The organism is Kitasatospora sp. NPDC004531, assembly GCF_053602195.1.
The window spans coordinates 86999-100970 of record NZ_JBSGDD010000009.1 but is presented as its reverse complement, the minus strand read 5'-3'; the positions used below and the strand labels follow the sequence as shown (position 1 = coordinate 100970).

The following is a 13972-nucleotide window of genomic DNA, read 5'->3' as shown; positions in this document are numbered from 1 at the left end:
GGGGTCGCCGGCGGGTTTCTTCAGGCCGGTGTCTGATCGAGAGAGGCGGAGGTGTGCGGATGCGGATCGTTGTGGCGCCGGACTCGTTCAAGGGGACGATCGACGCGGCGGACGCCGCCGAGGCGCTGGCCTCGGGCTGGCGGTCGGTGCGGCCGGCGGACGAGGTGCGGTGCGTGCCGATGGCGGACGGCGGCGAGGGGACGCTCGCGGCGGTCGTCTCGGCCGTCCCCGGCGCGCGGCTGGTCGACGTCCCGGACGTGACGGGGCCGGACGGTCGGCCGGTGTGCGGGCGGTTCGCGCTGCTGCCGGACGGCACGGCGGTGGTCGAGCTGGCCGTGGCCAGTGGACTCCCGTTGCTGGGCGGCGAGTTGCGTCCGATGACGGCCACCACCCGGGGCACCGGCGAGACCGTCGCCGCCGCACTGGACGCCGGCGCGACCCGTCTGCTGATCGGGCTCGGCGGCTCGGCGTCCACCGACGGCGGCTTCGGCCTGCTGTCGGCGCTCGGGGCCCGTCTGCTGGACGCCTCAGGCCGCCCTCTTCCTGACGCTGCGTCAGATCTTGATGCCACGCTCGAAGTTGCGGCCTCCTTCGACCGGTCACTGATGCGCTTCGCGCCGCCCGGCGGGGTGGTGCTGCTCACCGACGTGACCAATCCGCTGCTCGGCGAGCGCGGGGCGGCGGCGGTGTACGGGCCGCAGAAGGGCGGGGGCGAACGTGAACTCCCGCTGCTGGAACACCGGTTGACGCGCCTCGCGGAGCTGATGGGCGGCGACCCGTCCCACCCTGGCGCGGGCGCAGCGGGCGGCACGGGCTACGGTCTGCTGGCCGGCTGGGGCGCGACGGTCGACCCGGGCGCCCCGGCGGTGGCCCGACTCCTGGGCCTGCCCGCCCTGTTGGAGTCGGCGGACCTGCTGATCACCGGCGAGGGCCGGTACGACGAGACCAGCCTCCAGGGCAAGGCCGTCGGCGAGGTGGTCCGCCTCGCCGAGGCCGCGGGCGTCCCCGCACACGTGGTGGCAGGCGACTCGACCGCCCCCGAAGTCCTCACCCTCACCACCCTGGCCGGCTCCCCCACCGCCGCCCGCACCGACCCGGCCCACTGGCTCCACCGAGCCGGCACAACCCTCGCCCAACGCTGGCCCGCACCACGCACCTGACCGATCCGGCTGACGCCGCGTGGCGAAAAGGTCATCGGGCCGATCCAGCCTCGGCGGACGAGGCCGACCTGGGACGGCAGCAAAGTCACCGGGTCGAGGGCCCTTCCGCGTGACCAGTTCTGGAACACCCCCGGTCGTCCCAGGTGTTCCACAGGGCCCAGCCCTCCGGACGACACGTGTTTCGCCCGCGCGGCGTCTCGACGATCCCCGGTCTCACTGATCTCGGCTGCCCCGACCGTCGTGCCGCTCCCCTCCCCCGGCGAGGGCGGCGACGGCGGCGTGGATCGCCGTCGGTTGGTCGAGCAGGTCGGTGCTGTCGGCCCATTGGTCGACCGCGCCGGTCGGGGGGAGGTTGCGCAGGGCGGGGTCGGTGACGGTGTGTCGGAGGGCGTGGGCGAAGCGGTCGGCGTGCAGGACGCGGTAGGGGCGGCTGTGGTACGGGCGGCAGGTCGGGTCGAGCGGGGCGGTGAGGGCCAGCGTGTTGTGGGTGCGGGCGGCGGACTCGTAGGCGGCGCACAGGTGGCGCTCGCGGGTCTCGGGGTCGGTGGCGGCGAGCGCGGCGCGCAGCGCGGTGCCGAGGGCGGGGTCGGCGGGCAGTCGGGCGAAGGCCCGGCCCAGCCACTTGCTGTACGGGGCGTGGACGCGGTGCTGGAGCAGGGTGAGTCGCATCAGGTCGCGGGCCAGCCGGGCGGTGACGACGGCGGCGCCGAGCTCGTCACCGGTCTCGGCGCAGCGGCCCACGAACGCTTCCTCCTGCGCGATGCGCTGCCACTGGCAGGCCATCACGTACCGCCAGACCTGCTCGGGGTACCACTGGAAGCGTCGGCGGACGGCGGTGAGGGTGCCGATGTCGTCGCGCAGGACGGCGCCTCCGGTGAGTTCGGCGAGGCGTTGTTGCGGCAGGGCGAGCCAGTCGGTGGCGGCGGGGTCGGTGTCGGCCCAGGCGGCGGCGCGGGGGCCGAGCCGGTCGGCGAGCCAGTCGGGCAGGTGGTGGACGGTGACGCGGTGGTCCACGGTGTTACCGGTGGCGGGCTCAAGGTGGCTGACGGGGTCGTGCGGGTCGCCGGTGGCGCGGTAGTGGGTGGACCAGCCGCGGATCTCCCGGGGCAGGCGGTCGGCGAGCAGCGCGGTGATGGCCGGGCCGTGCCGCTCGGCGTCCTCGCGGGTGAGGAACAGCTGGAGTTGCGGGCCCCAGTCGTGGTCGGCGGACCGGGCCGTGTCGAAGCCGAGCACCTCCGAGCCGGGACCGATCCGCGCGGCGGCGTACCGCAGCTGCGGGAAAGCGTTTTCCAGTTGGGGTCGGACACCGTCCCGGTACAGCGTTGCGGCAAGTTCCAGTCCCGGGACGAAGGGCGGCGGCTCCGGCGTGATCACGCCGCCCACTGTGGCATCGCAGGCCCGCCGGGTCCACCGCCTTTCACCGGCCCCGCAGCCGCCCGGTCCCCGTTCAGCCGACGGCGGCCGGGCGTCTGCGGGGGCGGCCGGGAGGAGCGCCGACGGTGGCCGTGCGGGCGCGGGGTGGTGGGGGCTCGGCGGCGGTCCGGTCGTCGTCGGGGCGGTGCCGGATCGGCATGGCGACCAGCAGGGCGAGGGTCAGCAGGACGTACGCGCTGCCGCCGAACAGCGTGCCGGGGCCGCGGCCGTCGGGGTGCCAGAGCCACACCATGCCACTGGAGATGACCAGTTGGAGCAGCCAGCTGACGGCGAGCAGGCCGCGGCGGCCGTCGCGCAGCGCGGTCTCGGCGAGGACGACCAGGGCGGGCAGCGCCCACACCAGGTGGTGCACCCAGGTGATCGGGCTGACCAGGCAGCAGGCGAGGCCGGTGAGGCTGTAGGCGGCGAGGGTGTCGCGGGCGCGGGCGGCGCGGCGCAGCCGGTGGGCCCAGACGGCGAGGACGGCGAGCGAGGCGGCCACCCACAGTGCGCGGCCGGGGAGTTGGGGTCCGAGACGGGCGATGAGCCCCTGCAGGGACTGGTTGGACATGTTGCCGAATCCGCCGACCCGGTCGGTGTCCCAGAGGGTGACGGTCCAGAACCGGCGGGAGACGTCGGGGCCGATCAGGAACCCGGCCGCGGTGGCCGCCAGCGCGGTGGCGGCGGCGGTCGCGGCGGCGCGCCACTGCCGGGTGATCAGCAGGTGGACGATGAACAGGGCGGGGGTGAGTTTGATCGCGGCGGCCAGTCCGGTCCCGACGCCGGTGAGGAACGTCCAGCGGCTGCCCGCCAGTTGGCGGTCGGCGAGCACCAGGGCGACCAGCAGCAGGTTGACCTGGCCGAAGCTGAAGGTGTCGCGCACGGGGTTGGTGAGGGCGCACAGGCAGGCCGCCAGTCCGAACGCGTACCACCGGCACCAGCCGCATCGGCGGGCGATCGGGTCGATCAGCCAGTACAGCAGCAGCGCGGTGGCGACGGCGGACAGCGCGACGCCGACGGCGATCGCGGGGTGCCAGCCGAGCAGGCGCATCGGCAGCATGCAGAGCGCGGCGAACGGCGGGTAGGTGAACCCGTACACGGTGCCGGGCCGGACGTAGTCGTACAGCTGCCCGGTGTCGAACCAGTGCCGCACGGTGCCGTAGTACACGCCGATGTCGAACCATCCGCGATGGCCGGGGATGACCGCCAGCACCAAAGCGGTGACCGTCACCGCGACGGCCAGGGTCGTGGCCCGGCCGACGGTCGTTCCCCGCCTCAGCACGCCAACTGCCTTTCGCGCAACGGCATGCCGCGCTCGGCCGCCAGCACGGCGGCGGCCCCGATCGTGAACCCGCCGACGGCCAGCACCAGTTCCGCCCCGTCCGGGCCGAATCCGTCCGGCATCACGGTGAACGCCAGGACCGCGCAGCCGAGTTCGACGACCCGGCGGGCGGCCGGCGAGCGGGCGGCGAGCGCGGCGGGGAGCACCGCCCACAGTGCGTACCAGGGGCGGAAGGCCGGTCCGAGCGCGACCAGGACGGCGAAGGCGAGTGCCAGGGCGGCCACCGGCTCGCTGTCGCGGCGGACAACTCGTCCGGCCAGTAGGGTGATTGCGAGGGCAGCGAGTGCCAGTCCGAGTGCCCGGGCGACGGCTACCGTGCTGTCCGCCGGGGTGCCGGTGAGGTCTGCGGCCAGTCGGCCGAGGCTGCTGGTGAGCGACCAACTGGTGCTGGTGGCCGAGGTGGTGAGCGCGGTGGTCCACCCGTAGCCGGTGCCCGCGGCGGCCGTGACGGCGAGCACCGTGACGGCGCAGACCGCCAACACCGTGAAGGCGCGCCGTAGTTGCGGCCTCCGGCGGCGGTCGCCGGCCAGCAGGCAGACCACGGGCAGCGCGAGCGCCGCCGGGGCCTTCACCAGCGCGGCCAGCGTGACCAGCGCGGCGGCGACCAGTACGCGTCCCCGCACGGCCGTGAGCAGGCCGCCGAGCAGCAGGGCGAGCGCCAGGGCGTCGTTGTGCGCACCGGCGATCAGGTGGAGCAGTACCAGCGGGTTGAGCGCGCCGAGGCGCAGCGCGGTGGCGGGGTCGGCGCCGAGGGTGCGGGCGAGGGCGGGCAGCAGGGCGGCGAGCGCGGCGACGGCGAGGACGGCGGCCAGGCGCAGCAACAGCGTTGCGGCCCAGGGGTGTTCGGCGATCGGGGCGGCCGCGCGGGCGAGCAGCAGGAACGCGGGGCCGTAGGGGGCGGGGGTGTGCTGCCAGACCTGCGGGATCTGCGCGGCGGTCGGTCCGCCGAGCGCGGCGGGGCCGTCCGTGTGGACGTCCATTCCGTGGGCGAGCATGGCGCCTTGGGCGAGGTAGCTGTAGACGTCACGGCTGAACAGCGGCGGTACGAGCAGCAGCGGCGCGGCCCACCAGGCCAGGGTGGTGGTCAACCAGCGGGTGCCGGGCGGTGGTTGGCCTTCGTCGGGGCGGCCGAGCAGCAGCCAGGCGGCGGTGAGGACGGCGAGGCCGGCGAAGACCAGGACGGTGCCGTAGCCGCCGGCGGCGCGCAGGGTGGGGCCGGTGTCGGCGGCGGGCAGAGCGCCTGCGGTGAGGGCGCCGGCGGCGAGGGCGAGCGATCCGAGGAGCCCGAGCCACCGGTACCGGCCCGGGTAGGCGTTCGCGCCCGTGTTCGGCATGTCGGGAACGCTGGCAGAGCGTGGTGGCGGCCGGGCGACGGGGCCGCGTCCGGCGGATGACCGGCGGGCGTCCGGCTCGGGGCGGGCCGCGTTCGGGCCTCGGACTTCTCAACTCCGGTGGCCGAACCGGCCATTCAGCATGTGCACATCTGTTCTCCGTCGGGCGTCCACCTGAGGGCCAGGCGGGTCGGGGAGACATACCCATGCCGCTCGTGACCGGCGCCGCCCGACCGGCGGACCGGCTGCGGGCGCCGTGTCGTCGCGTGTCGTCCCGTGCTGTTCCGTCGCCACCGTATCGCGCCCCGAGACCCCGGAGAGTCCGCCATGACCACCGCTCCCGCCCGCCCCGTCCCGTCCTCCTCGGCTGCCGTCGCCCTCGGCGGATCCGATCAACTTCCTTCGTACGCCCTGTCGTTCGCCCGCTCCGCGGAGGACGTGCGGGCCGCGCAGCGGCTGCGCCACCAGGTGTTCGCGCAGGAGATGGGCGCGGTTCTCGACTCGCCGCTGCCGGGCCTGGACGCGGACCCGTTCGACGAGTTCTGCGACCACCTGCTGGTGCGCGAGCTGCCGAGCGGCGAGGTGGTCGGCACCTACCGGCTGCTGCGCCCCGAACAGGCGCGCCGGGCTGGCCGGTTGTACTCGGACACCGAGTTCGACCTGGCGCGGCTCGGCGGGCTGCGCGACGGCCTGGTCGAGGTCGGCCGGTCCTGCATCGCCGAGGCCCACCGGGGCAACGGCGCGGTCATCAACCTGATGTGGGGCGGCATCGCCCGCTACATGACGGCCACCGGCAACGCCTGGCTGGCCGGCTGCTGCTCGATCCCGCTGTCCGACGGCGGCGCGACCGCGGCCGGCGTGTGGGACGCCGTGTCGGCCAAGTACCTTGCGCCGCAGGAGTATCGGGTCGCCCCGCTGCGCCCGTGGTCGGCGGACGGCGTGGCCCGGCAGGGGCGGACGCCGATCCCGGCGCTGCTGCGCGGCTACCTGCGCCTCGGCGCGTGGGTGTGCGGCGAGCCCGCGTACGACCCGGACTTCAACGTGGCGGACCTGTACGTACTGCTGTCGCTGGAGCGCACCGACCCGCGCTACCTGCGGCACTTCCTGGCCGCGGCGGCCGACCTGCCGATCTCAGCGATCAACTCCCTCGACGGCGCGCCCGCTTCGGTCGGCGAGGCGACGGCGGCATGAACGCCTGGCTGCCGACCGCACCGTGCACGCCCGGTGACTGCGTGACGGTCGCCGGGCCCCGGGTGGGCGTGCTGCGCCGGGCGCTGCGGGTGGCCGGGTGCCTGGCCGTGCTGCTCGCCGGAGTCGCGGCCGCCCCTGTGGTGCGGGCCCTGTCCTGGCTGCCCGCCGAGCGCCTGGTGCGCTGCTGGGCGCGGCTGCTGCTGGCCGCGCTCGGAGTGCGCCTCGTTCCGATCGCCGTACCCGGCAGGCAGGTTGGCGGTTCGCTGGTGGTCGCCAACCACATCTCGTGGCTGGACATCCTGCTGGTCGCCGCCGTCCGCCCCGGCCGGATGCTCGCCAAGACGGAGGTCGGCCGCTGGCCGCTGCTCGGCCCGCTGACCTCCTGGGGCGGCACGATCTTCATCGACCGCGACCGCCTGCGCGCCCTGCCGGAGACCGTCGACCGGATCGCGGTGGCGCTGCGCCGGGGCGAGCGGGTGGCCGTCTTCCCGGAGGGCTCCACCTGGTGCGGCCGCGGCGGTGGACGTTTCCGCCCCGCCCTGTTCGAGGCGGCGGTGCGCGCCGACGTCCCCGTCCAGCCGCTCGCGCTGCGCTACCGGGCGGGCGGCGTCCCGACCACCGCGCCCGCGTTCGTCGGCGAGGACGGGCTGCTGCCGTCGCTGTGGCGGGTGGTGTCGGCGCGCCGACTGGTCGCCGAGGTCGAGTTCCTGCCCCAACTGCCGCCCGCGCTCTTCCCGGGGCGCCGGCAGCTGGCCGCCGCCGCCCAACGCGTCATCGACCAGTGCCGCTACCAGGACGCTTCCGCCCACCCGCGCGAGGAGCCCACCCGCGTCCCCCAGCCGCGCGCCCGCGCGGAGGCCGCGCACTGACCGGAACCGGCGCGGCAGGTACGACCGTACGGCTCCCGTATGATCGGGCGAGTTCAGAGAAGGCGAGGAGTGCTCCATGCAGGTGGACGAGGATGCCGTCGGCGCGGTGCTGAACCGACTGCGCCGAGCCCAGGGCCAACTGACCGGCGTGATCGCGATGATCGAGGCCGGCCGCGACTGCAAGGACGTGGTCACCCAACTCGCCGCAGTCTCCCGGGCCCTGGACCGGGCCGGCTTCAAGATCCTGGCGAGCGGCATGCGGCAGTGCCTGGCGACCGCCGACGAGAACACCCCGCCGATGACCGAGGCCGAACTCGAGAAGCTGTTCCTGACCCTGGCGTAGTCACCGGAACTGGTAGCCCGGCGGAAGCGACTCCACCGGATCCTCCGGCCGGGCGAGGCACCACTGTTCGCCTGCCAGTTCCACCGAAGGCACCGGGCCGTGGTCGGGGCGGCGACGCACCAGACGGGCGGCGAGGTACTCACGACGCGACGGCAGCGGCAGGCCGAGCGCGGCCAGCGTCCCACCGAAGCGGGCACGGTAGCTGTCCAGCACGATGATCCCTTCGGACTCGAGTCGGAGGGCCGATTCCCGCGCCCGGCGCGCGAATTCGGTTGCCCGGGCGACCGCCGCCACTGTCCTCCGGTCGATCGGCCGACGTTGGACCGTTCGGAACAGCTGGTCCAACTGGTGCTGACGCGACCCGGCGGAAGTGATCGCCTGTCGCTCGTCCGTCGCCAGGGCGCCCAGCACGTCCACGGGCAGCGCCACCCGAGGGTGCAGCCAGTGAATGGCCGACCGGCCGACCGGGCCGAGGGGCAGCTTCCCGTCCCGGCTGCCCCTCCCCACCAGATTCTCGCGGATCGCGCGTACCAGGCCGATCCGCCACCACCCCTCCGCTTCATTGACCTCGACCAGCAGAAAGACGTCGTTCCACTCGCCGGGCGAGACGATCCAGAGCGGACGCGTCGCCACGCGGAGGTGCACCTGGTGCCCTGCCACGACCAGCCCGGGGGGCGAAACGTCCGGGAGGTTCAGCGCGTGCTGGAGGTGGTTCTCCACGATCACGGCGAGCGAGGCCCGTTCGATGGTGGACAGCTCGCCGAGTCGTACCCGGCCCGTCATCGCCGCGTTGACCACCTGGTCCATGGCGTCCATGACGGCGCTCACGATGCGCTCGCCCCGACGGGGGTGCGCCGTCAGCGCGTCGACGACCTCGCGCAGACCCTCGTCGCTCCCCCCGTACGGGACGGGCGCGCCGCCGGTCGCCACGGGGTCCGTGAGCAGCAGCCCTTCGTCCGCTTCCTCGGCCGGGACCTCCGCCGCCGCCTCGGCCGACTCCAGCTGGTTCTCCAGCTCGACGCAGCGCCGCTCGGCCTCCGCCGCCCGCGACTCGCTGTCCACCAGTTCGCGCTTCAGCTTCTCCAGCATCGCGCGGAGCCGGTCGCGCTCCTCCCGCAGGTTCTCGAAACTCTCCGAGCGCTGGGCGAGCTCGGCGCGGTGGATGAGGCGGTCGGCGGCGGCGGAGGCCTCGACGGCGCGGATCCTGGCGTCGCGGTCGTCGATCTGCTGCTTGGCCGTGATGACCATGTCGCGCAGGAGGCGGGTCTCCTGCTGGAGCAGCCCGGCCTGCCGTTCCGCGTCGGCGAGTTCGTCGCGCAGGCTCTGGAGCCGGGCGCCCTTCGGGTTGGCCGCCAACAGCGCCCTGCGGTGCAGCCCGCGAACCAATTCGCGTACGCCCGTGGGCAGTTCGGCTCCAGCAGCACGGTCGCCGTCCGCGATCAGCTGTTCGACGAACTCGGCGGGCGGGACGAGGTGCCCACTGAAGAACCGTGACAGCGACGAGCGGTCCCGGTTCACCCTGGCCGCGTAGCGGGTCAGCGAGATCCCGAGGCGCTGGGCCAAGTCGCGCAGGGCGACGGCGAGTTGGTACCGCTCCTCGCCGACCTCCGCGCGGTCGAGGTCCTTCTGGAAGACCATCGCGCGCGGCCCGCTGTGCAGCGGCAGCAGTGGCGGCAGCGGCATCAACTCGCCCACCACGATCTCGGTTCGGCCGTCCTGCTCCACCGTGCGCTCCCCCACCGGCCCGGCGCGCGAACCGTTGCGGAAAAGTGGCAACGGTGTGCGCGTGCGGCAACGCCCTGCCGCCCGAAATGATCCAGACGGCAGATCGCCGACTGGCCCTGGAGGGGAAATTCTATGCCGCGACGTCCGTCGTCCCAGCCGTCACTCGTCCGCACCGCCACCGGGATCGGGGTGGTCGGCGGCTCGACCGGGCTGGGGGTGGTGGCCGGCGCGCCCTGGTGGGCGATCCTCGGCTGCCAGGGCGTGGCGCTCCTGGTGGCCGCCCTCCACCTGGTCTTCCCGCAGGAGTCGGCGGACCGCCTGGAGTGGTGGCGGCTGTGGTGGCAGCGCGAAGGCCGCGCCCGAGGATGACCCGGACGCGGCCCGTTGACGAGGTCGCCCACCCGGTGCGGACGTCGCCCACCCGGTGACGACGTCGCTCAGGCGAGGGTGAGGAACAGCTTCTCCAGCTCCGCCTCGCTCATGGGCGCGCCGCCCTCCTCCGCCTCGGACATGCACTGGCGCATGCCGCTGGCGACGATCTTGAAGCCGGCCCGGTCCAGCGCCCGCGAGACGGCGGCGAGCTGGGTGACGACGTCCTTGCAGTCGCGGCCGGCTTCGATCATGGCGATGACGCCGGCCAGTTGGCCCTGGGCGCGGCGCAGTCGGTTCAGTACGGCGCCGACGGCGGTCTCGTCCACCTGCATCGGGTCTCCTCCTTGTGCTGGGCCTTCGCCGACGTGCGCCGGGGCAGGGCCGGTCATACCCCCGCCGGTATCAACCGGGTCGGTGGGCGGGGAATTCCCGCCCACCGGTCGGGGTGGTGCGAATGGGGTGCGGTCAGGCGGCGGCTTCCCACGCGCCGTAGCCGCCGAGCAGGTCGGAGACCTGCTGGTGGCCGTGGTGGCGCAGCAGGCTCGCCGCGATGGACGAGCGGTGGCCGCCGGCGCAGTGGACGACGACCTCGCGGTCCTGGGGGATCTCGGCGAGGCGCTGCGGGAGCTCGGCCAGCGGGACGTGCACCGAGCCGGGGATCAGCCCGCCCTCGCGCTCCCCGCCGCCGCGCACGTCGACGACCAGCGGCGGCTCGCCGCCGGCGAGTTCGGTGCGCAGGTCGGCGACGGTGCGGCGGGCGGCCTGGCGCATCTGCTCGGGCACCGAGCGGAACGTCGCCTCGGGGTCGGCGAGGTGGCCGGCGACCCGGTCGAAGCCGATCCGGGCGAGGCGCGTGACGGTCTCCTGCTCGCGGCCCTCGGGGGCGACGACCAGCAGCTGCCACGCCGGGTCGAGGACGGTGCCGGACTGTTCGGCGAAGCGGCCGTCGGCGGGGACGTTGATGGCGCCCTCCAGGTGTCCGGCGGCGAAGTCGAGCGGGTCGCGGGCGTCGACCACGACGGCGCCCTCGGCGCGGCGGGCCAGGAAGGTCTCGGCGTCCAGCGGGTTGTCGAGCGCGGTGGCGTCGAACAGTTCGCGCTCGCGGCGGTTGAGGTCGGCGTCGTAGCCGAAGTAGCCGGGGGCGGCGGGCTGCCCGGCGGTGACGATGGCCACGAACTCGTCCTCGGTCATCGGCTGGCAGGCGTAGTTGGTGAGGCGCTGCTGGCCGATGGTGGACTGGAGCTCGGTGGAGAGGTTCTTGCCGCAGGCGGAGCCGGCGCCGTGCGCGGGGTAGACCCGGACCTCGTCGGGCAGCGACATCAGCTTGCGCTGGACGCTGTCGTAGAGCATCCGTCCGAGCTCGTCGGCGGTGACGCCGGCGGAGGCCAGCAGGTCGGGGCGGCCGACGTCGCCGATGAACAGGGCGTCGCCGGTGAGCACGCCGTAGGGGACGGCGTCCTCGGCGTTCTCGCGGACCAGGACGCTGATCGACTCGGGGGTGTGGCCGGGCGTCTCGATGATCTCCAGCTCGACGGCGCCGAGGCTGATCCGCTCGCCGTCGGCGAGCTTGCGGATCGCGTACTCGGTCTCGGCGCGGCGGCCGTAGCCGATCCAGGCGCCGGTGCGGTCGGCGAGTTCGAGGTGGCCGGAGAGGAAGTCGGCGTGGAAGTGGGTGTTGATGACGCCCTCGACCGTGAAGCCGCGCGCTTCGGCCTCGGCCAGGTACTCGTCCACGTCGCGGCGCGGGTCGACCACGACAGCACGGCCGGTGGTCTCGTCCGCGATCAGGTACGAGGCCTGGGAGAGGCAGTCGAGGTAGTACTGGGCGAAGAACACGGATGTCCTCATCTCTGCGTCGGCCGTTCACGGCTGGAGGGTGGGAGGTGTGGGCGCGGGCTGTGGACCCGCGTGCGGGTGCAGTTGGCCATGCGGCCGCCCCACGACTGAGCCCGCCGATACCCCCACGGGTATTATTGCAGGCAGTTTCCGACTGTAGCGGATTCCGGCCGATACCGGTGGGGGTATATGCTCGACCCCAACGATATACCCCCTCCGGTATCTTCCCCCGGCGGCCGACCGCCGCCGGAACGCCGCCGGACCCCGCGCGTGCAGCCCGCACGCACCACCCTCATCACCGCCCAGGAGGACCCCGTGGCCCTGTCCCACCAGCCGCCCGCTCCCGCGCAGATCGACCCCGCCGAGGCGTACCGCCTGGCCTCCGCCCGCCAGGCGGTGCTGCTGGACGTCCGCGAACCCGCGGAGTACGTCGAGGTGCACGCCCCCGACGCGGTGCTCGTCCCGCTCAGCCGCCTGGGCACCTACGACGGCTTCGACGGCCCCCGCGAGCCCGGCGACGAAGGCCCGCTGGTGCTGGCGCTGTGCCGCTCCGGCAACCGGTCGAAGGTGGCCACCGACCTGCTGAACGGGCGCGGCGTGCGAACGGTGAACGTGGTCGGCGGGATGCGCGCCTGGCTGGAGGCGGGGCTGCCCTCGCACCAGGGCGCGTGTTCCTGCGGCACCGCGATATGACCGCCGTCGTCCTCGCGCTGATCGCCGGTGCGGTGGTCGGGCTGGCGCTCGGCGGGCTGGGCGGCGGCGGCAGCATGCTGGCCGTCCCCGCGCTGATCTACCTGCTCGGGCTGACGCCCGGCACCGCGACCACCGCCAGCCTGCTGATCGTCGCCGTGACCTCCGTCACCGCGCTGGTCGCGCACGCCCGGGCCGGTCGCGTCCGCTGGCGCAGCGGTCTGCTGTTCGCCGCCGCCGGACTGCCGTTCGCGGCACTCGGCGGCGCGCTGTCCAAGCACCTGCCCGGATCGGCGCTGACCGGTGCGTTCGCCCTGCTCGCGGGCCTCGCCGCGTGGCGGATGCTGGCCGCCGCGCGCACCCCGCGCGCTCGCGCCGGGGCGGTGCCCGCCCGGGCGTCGGCCCCGGTTCCCGTCCCGGCCGGGGCGAGTGCCGGTGGCGCGTCGGCGGGTGCGGCGCACGGTCGCGGAACGGAAACGGAAAACGCTTTCCCGTTGCCCTCCGACGGCGCTGATCGAACCGGTCAGGTCGGCGGCGAGAGCGCCGAGCAGCCCGAGGACGGCGCCGCCGTACCCGCGTCCGCCCGGCGCTCGGCGCTGGCGGGTGCGGGGCTGGGTGCGGCGACCGGTGTGCTGGGCGTCGGCGGCGGGTTCCTCGCCGTGCCCGCGCTGGTGTCGTTCCTGGCGTTCCCGATGGCCGAGGCGATCGGCACCAGCCTGCTGGTGATCACGCTCAACTCGCTGTCCGCGCTGCTGCCCCGGCTCGGCGGCGCCGCCGACATCCCGTGGTCGGTGGTCGGCCCGTTCGCGGCCGCCGCGATCCTCGGCGCGTGGGACGGCAAGCGGCTGGCGTCGAAGCTGTCCGGTCGCGCCCTGCAGCGGATCTTCGCTGTGGCACTGCTCGCAGTGGCCACCCTGATGCTGGTGGACGCCGTACTCTGACCGCCGTGCCCCCACAGCGCGGCGGGCCACGCGCATCGTCCACCTCGCGCAGCCCCACCTGCGTACCTGCACCACCGCGTCAACCGGCGGCGACCGTCCGCCGGTCACTCCTGCTCGAAAGGCCCCACCACCTATGACCACGCCCCTGACTGTCGACGAGCTCCAGCCCCGGCTTCAGCAGCTGACCGTCATCGACGTGCGGTCGCCCGGCGAGTTCGCCGGCGGCCACATCCCCGGCGCGCTCAACGTGCCGCTGGACAAGCTTTCGCAGGCGCTGCCCGCGCTGCGGATCGCCGCCGCCCGCGGCGAGCTGGCGATCACCTGCGCCTCGGGCGCCCGGGCCGGCAACGCGTGCGAGCAGTTGTCCGCCGCCGGCATCTCGGCGCTGCTGATCAGCGGCGGCACCGCCGCCTGGACGGCCGGCGGCCACCGGGTGGACCGGGTGGCCGGCGAGAAGGTCCGCTGGGCCATGGACCGCCAGGTCCGGATGGTGGCCGGCTCGCTGGTGCTGGCCGGCGTGGTCGTGGACCTCGCGGTCCCCGGCGTGCGCTGGGTCTCCGCCGCGGTGGGCGCCGGCCTGCTGTTCTCGGCGGTCACCAACACCTGCGCGATGGGCGCCATGCTGGGCAAGCTGCCCTATAACCGTGCCCGTGACAACGGTGCCGCGTTCGAGGCGACGCTCGGCGCCCTGCGCGGCGGCAACTGACCCGCGCGACCGCGAGCCGGCGCGGTGCCTGAGGTCCGGCCAGGACGCCGGGG

Annotated in this window: 14 protein-coding genes; 8 read left to right on the top strand and 6 right to left on the bottom strand. The window is 74.5% G+C overall.

Annotation, left to right across the window (positions count from 1 at the left end; all coding sequences use genetic code 11):
• The first annotated feature begins 59 nt into the window (after positions 1-59).
• Positions 60-1160, top strand: a complete 1101-nt coding sequence (locus tag ACWEMJ_RS06965) for a glycerate kinase (RefSeq protein WP_452135926.1) — start codon at positions 60-62, stop codon at positions 1158-1160.
• Between the two features lie 213 nt (positions 1161-1373).
• Here ACWEMJ_RS06965 and ACWEMJ_RS06960 read toward each other — a convergent pair whose 3' ends face one another.
• The 3 genes from ACWEMJ_RS06960 to mptB form a co-directional block, all read right to left on the bottom strand.
• Positions 1374-2531 (bottom strand): DUF4037 domain-containing protein, encoded by a 1158-nt coding sequence (locus tag ACWEMJ_RS06960; RefSeq protein WP_452135948.1) that lies wholly within the window; start codon positions 2529-2531, stop codon positions 1374-1376.
• A 76-nt stretch (positions 2532-2607) separates the two neighbouring features.
• A complete protein-coding gene (locus ACWEMJ_RS06955; RefSeq protein WP_452135925.1) occupies positions 2608-3855 on the bottom strand; it encodes a glycosyltransferase 87 family protein in 1248 nt (415 codons plus the stop codon).
• Entirely contained in the window at positions 3849-5249 is a 1401-nt protein-coding gene (mptB, locus tag ACWEMJ_RS06950; protein ID WP_452135924.1) for a polyprenol phosphomannose-dependent alpha 1,6 mannosyltransferase MptB, read from the bottom strand. Before mptB ends, ACWEMJ_RS06955 begins: the two co-directional genes overlap by 7 nt.
• A gap of 324 nt (positions 5250-5573) precedes the next feature.
• Here mptB and ACWEMJ_RS06945 point away from each other — a divergent pair, with 324 nt between their 5' ends.
• The 3 genes from ACWEMJ_RS06945 to ACWEMJ_RS06935 all read left to right on the top strand — a co-directional run bounded on the left by ACWEMJ_RS06945 (position 5574) and on the right by ACWEMJ_RS06935 (position 7649).
• Positions 5574-6437 (top strand): GNAT family N-acetyltransferase, encoded by an 864-nt coding sequence (locus ACWEMJ_RS06945; protein ID WP_452135923.1) that lies wholly within the window; start codon positions 5574-5576, stop codon positions 6435-6437.
• Positions 6434-7306 carry a lysophospholipid acyltransferase family protein gene (locus ACWEMJ_RS06940; RefSeq protein ID WP_452135922.1) on the top strand — a complete coding sequence of 291 codons (873 nt, stop codon included), beginning with the start codon at positions 6434-6436 and terminating at the stop codon, positions 7304-7306. The genes ACWEMJ_RS06945 and ACWEMJ_RS06940 overlap by 4 nt, the downstream gene beginning before the upstream one ends.
• Positions 7307-7382: 76 nt before the next feature.
• The gene (locus ACWEMJ_RS06935; protein ID WP_452135921.1) at positions 7383-7649 is read left to right on the top strand and encodes a metal-sensitive transcriptional regulator; all 267 of its coding nucleotides are present in this window, start codon (positions 7383-7385) and stop codon (positions 7647-7649) included.
• Here ACWEMJ_RS06935 and ACWEMJ_RS06930 read toward each other — a convergent pair whose 3' ends face one another.
• Complete coding sequence (locus tag ACWEMJ_RS06930; RefSeq protein WP_452135920.1) at positions 7650-9374, bottom strand: NaeI family type II restriction endonuclease; 1725 nt, start codon at positions 9372-9374, stop codon at positions 7650-7652.
• Between the two features lie 132 nt (positions 9375-9506).
• Here ACWEMJ_RS06930 and ACWEMJ_RS06925 point away from each other — a divergent pair, with 132 nt between their 5' ends.
• Positions 9507-9743 (top strand): hypothetical protein, encoded by a 237-nt coding sequence (locus tag ACWEMJ_RS06925; RefSeq protein ID WP_452135919.1) that lies wholly within the window; start codon positions 9507-9509, stop codon positions 9741-9743.
• A 68-nt stretch (positions 9744-9811) separates the two neighbouring features.
• Here ACWEMJ_RS06925 and ACWEMJ_RS06920 read toward each other — a convergent pair whose 3' ends face one another.
• Together ACWEMJ_RS06920 and ACWEMJ_RS06915 are read right to left on the bottom strand one after the other, a co-directional pair.
• Positions 9812-10078 (bottom strand): metal-sensitive transcriptional regulator, encoded by a 267-nt coding sequence (locus ACWEMJ_RS06920; RefSeq protein WP_452135918.1) that lies wholly within the window; start codon positions 10076-10078, stop codon positions 9812-9814.
• A gap of 133 nt (positions 10079-10211) precedes the next feature.
• A complete protein-coding gene (locus ACWEMJ_RS06915; RefSeq protein WP_452135917.1) occupies positions 10212-11582 on the bottom strand; it encodes an MBL fold metallo-hydrolase in 1371 nt (456 codons plus the stop codon).
• Between the two features lie 270 nt (positions 11583-11852).
• Here ACWEMJ_RS06915 and ACWEMJ_RS06910 point away from each other — a divergent pair, with 270 nt between their 5' ends.
• The 3 genes from ACWEMJ_RS06910 (at position 11853) to ACWEMJ_RS06900 (ending at position 13919) form a co-directional block, all read left to right on the top strand.
• Complete coding sequence (locus ACWEMJ_RS06910) at positions 11853-12275, top strand: rhodanese-like domain-containing protein (protein WP_452135916.1); 423 nt, start codon at positions 11853-11855, stop codon at positions 12273-12275.
• On the top strand, positions 12272-13213 hold the full coding sequence (locus ACWEMJ_RS06905; protein WP_452135915.1) for a sulfite exporter TauE/SafE family protein: 942 nt from the start codon (positions 12272-12274) through the stop codon (positions 13211-13213). Before ACWEMJ_RS06910 ends, ACWEMJ_RS06905 begins: the two co-directional genes overlap by 4 nt.
• Before the next feature lie 133 nt (positions 13214-13346).
• The gene (locus tag ACWEMJ_RS06900) at positions 13347-13919 is read left to right on the top strand and encodes a rhodanese-like domain-containing protein (protein WP_452135914.1); all 573 of its coding nucleotides are present in this window, start codon (positions 13347-13349) and stop codon (positions 13917-13919) included.
• The last annotated feature ends 53 nt before the right edge of the window (positions 13920-13972 follow it).

Coding starts and splice junctions, on each gene's coding strand:
- ACWEMJ_RS06965 (WP_452135926.1), top strand. CDS start 60: ATGCGGATCGTTGTGGCGCCGGACTCGTTCAAGGGGACGATCGACGCG.
- mptB (WP_452135924.1), bottom strand. CDS start 5,249: ATGCCGAACACGGGCGCGAACGCCTACCCGGGCCGGTACCGGTGGCTC.
- ACWEMJ_RS06945 (WP_452135923.1), top strand. CDS start 5,574: ATGACCACCGCTCCCGCCCGCCCCGTCCCGTCCTCCTCGGCTGCCGTC.
- ACWEMJ_RS06940 (WP_452135922.1), top strand. CDS start 6,434: ATGAACGCCTGGCTGCCGACCGCACCGTGCACGCCCGGTGACTGCGTG.
- ACWEMJ_RS06935 (WP_452135921.1), top strand. CDS start 7,383: ATGCAGGTGGACGAGGATGCCGTCGGCGCGGTGCTGAACCGACTGCGC.
- ACWEMJ_RS06925 (WP_452135919.1), top strand. CDS start 9,507: ATGCCGCGACGTCCGTCGTCCCAGCCGTCACTCGTCCGCACCGCCACC.
- ACWEMJ_RS06920 (WP_452135918.1), bottom strand. CDS start 10,078: ATGCAGGTGGACGAGACCGCCGTCGGCGCCGTACTGAACCGACTGCGC.
- ACWEMJ_RS06905 (WP_452135915.1), top strand. CDS start 12,272: ATGACCGCCGTCGTCCTCGCGCTGATCGCCGGTGCGGTGGTCGGGCTG.
- ACWEMJ_RS06900 (WP_452135914.1), top strand. CDS start 13,347: ATGACCACGCCCCTGACTGTCGACGAGCTCCAGCCCCGGCTTCAGCAG.